Source organism: Endozoicomonas sp. SESOKO3 (assembly GCF_024606255.1).
Window position 1 is genome coordinate 1 of record NZ_JAHHPR010000311.1, and the last position, 1,960, is coordinate 1,960.

The following is a 1,960-nucleotide window of genomic DNA, read 5'->3' on the forward strand; positions in this document are numbered from 1 at the left end:
CTTCACTGGAAACTCGATGGTGTGCCACAGGCACACGGACTGGCTGCATAAGGATAATGCAACAGAACTGTGGCTAAGCTTGGGAGGAGATGGTGGTATGGCCCACCGAAGTCTACTGTCGGAAGTCGGCTTCAAACCACTTCAAGCTGCGTGCATTAAGAGTGCTCGTGGTGAGCGTTGAAGAGACGTGCACCGATCAGGTGTGCAGGTGAGGAATGAGAAGACGAGTTATCGAACCCATGATGACGCATCGTAAACCAGAGATTCGACATCAAAAGCCAGCAGCGTCTAAGGTTGGTGATCAATTTACAGGTTGCTCCGAAGGCCGTGTAAGTGGTGTCCGGTGTAAAGTGGGCGTGATCTCATTCCAGGCTCCTCTCAGGAACTGTGGGAACCAGTCGTCAGACTGCCAAGGGAGAAACGCAAGTCATCAAAGTGATAAGCGTGAGAGTACCAATGTCTGGCACTGGGGCGGAACTGCCCGTATTAGTGTAGAAATACTTGTAATGAGTATGGAGCGAAGGGGCAGTGTTAAACGGTATCTGTCGGGTATCCAACTGCGAAAACAGGAGGAGATATCGTGACAGGTACACATCGATTCAACATCGACAAATGGCAAGTCGTCAAAGCCTATCAGTTGGTGAAAGCTAATAAAGGGGCAGCGGGTATTGACAGGGAGTCAATGGCCGAGTTTGAGAAAGACTTAAAGAACAACCTATACAAAATCTGGAACCGCATGACAGCAGGGAGTTACTTCCCTCCTGCTGTCAAAGCGGTCCCCATACCCAAAAAGTCAGGGGGAAAACGGTTACTGGGTATCCCAACGATATCCGACCGAATAGCCCAGATGGTTGCCAAGCTCTACTTTGAGCCTTTGGTAGAACCATTCTTTCTCAGGGATTCCTATGGGTACAGGCCGGGTAAATCGGCAATTGATGCCATACGTGTTACAAGAAAACGATGCTGGCATCAGGACTGGGTTCTGGAATTTGATATCAAAGGACTGTTCGACAACATTTCACATGAATTGCTGATGAAAGCGGTGAGCAAACACACCCGCTGCAAATGGCTGTTACTCTACGTAGAGCGGTGGCTGAAAGCGCCAATGATCAATGAGAGTGGTGAGTGTATAGAACGTACACAAGGCACACCTCAGGGAGGTGTTATCAGTCCGGTGTTAGCAAATCTGTTTCTCCATTACGTATTCGATAAATGGATGCAGAAGCACTATCCGCATGTGAAATGGTGCAGGTATGCAGACGATGGGCTGGCGCACTGTCGAAGTGAAGAAGAGGCTCAGGGTATGCTGTCGGCACTACGGGACAGGTTTGCAGAATGTGGACTTGAGTTGCATCCTGAGAAGACCAAAATTGTCTACTGCAAGGATGGTTCTCGTAAGGGGCAGTCTCAACACACCAGCTTTGACTTTCTGAGTTACACCTTCAGGCCGAGGTGGGTGCTGAACAGGAAACGACAAAGTCTTTTCCTCAGCTTCTCTCCAGCAGCTAGGGGTGCGCAGAAGGTAATGATCAAGAAGATCAGGATGTTGGGTATCCGTAAGCGAACAGATTTAAGTCTTGTTGAAATAGCCAGATGGATTAATCCAATCCTGTCGGGTTGGATCAATTACTACGGTTGTTTCTATCGATCGGAGCTTTACAGAGTCTTCCGACAGGTTAACAAAGCGTTGATCTGGTGGGCGAGGCACAAGTACAAAAAGCTACAGAGACGAAAGACGAGAGCGGGCAGGTTTATGGAAAACATTGCCAAATCTCACAGCTATTTGTTTGCCCATTGGCGGGCAGGGATGAGGGGATCGATGGTTTAGCGGGAGCGGAATGAGTCGAGAGGCTCACGTTCCGTTCTAGGAGGGGCTGTGGGGGTAGTTCCCACGGCCTACTCACCTTGCGATGAGAGAAGACGAGTGTCGCATCCGAAGAAATGACGGAGCAGAAATTTT

At 49.3% G+C, this 1,960-nt stretch carries 2 protein-coding genes; both read left to right on the forward strand.

The annotated features are described in order from the left end of the window. On the forward strand, nucleotides 1–181 hold a 181-nt coding region (locus KDK18_RS05475; RefSeq protein WP_257253773.1), incomplete at its 5' end, for a hypothetical protein. Between the two features lie 399 nt (nucleotides 182–580). Beyond that, on the forward strand, nucleotides 581–1,828 hold the full coding sequence (gene ltrA / locus KDK18_RS05480; RefSeq protein ID WP_257253774.1) for a group II intron reverse transcriptase/maturase: 1,248 nt from the start codon (nucleotides 581–583) through the stop codon (nucleotides 1,826–1,828). The last annotated feature ends 132 nt before the right edge of the window (nucleotides 1,829–1,960 follow it).